Origin of the sequence: Megasphaera sp. AM44-1BH, assembly GCF_003467125.1 — a bacterium.
Lineage (GTDB): Bacteria > Bacillota > Negativicutes > Veillonellales > Megasphaeraceae > Megasphaera.
This window is the reverse complement of sequence record NZ_QSFA01000016.1, coordinates 1-229: the sequence shown is the minus strand read 5'-3', so window position 1 is coordinate 229 and position 229 is coordinate 1. Positions and strand designations below refer to the sequence as shown.

Genomic DNA, 229 nt, shown 5'->3' with positions numbered 1-229 from the left:
TTTTCCCTAATCAGCGGCTTCCTATCCTCCCAGGGGGCTTCCCCCCAAGTACTTTCGGCGTTTGCGGGCTTAACTGCTGTGTTCGGCATGGGAACAGGTGGATCCCCGCAGCTATCGCCACTGAATTCTTTTGTCAGGGTCGTGCCCTGACAACTGTATAGAAAACGCTCTTTCTTAACGTACTGCTTAAGTCAAGTCCTCGGTCTATTAGTACCGGTCCGCTCCGTAC

1 rRNA gene is annotated in these 229 nt (G+C 52.8%); it reads right to left on the bottom strand.

The features are described 5' to 3' along the window. Nucleotides 1-8 precede the first annotated feature (8 nt). Nucleotides 9-125 (bottom strand): 5S ribosomal RNA (rrf, locus tag DW949_RS10255). Between the last annotated feature and the right edge of the window lie 104 nt (nucleotides 126-229).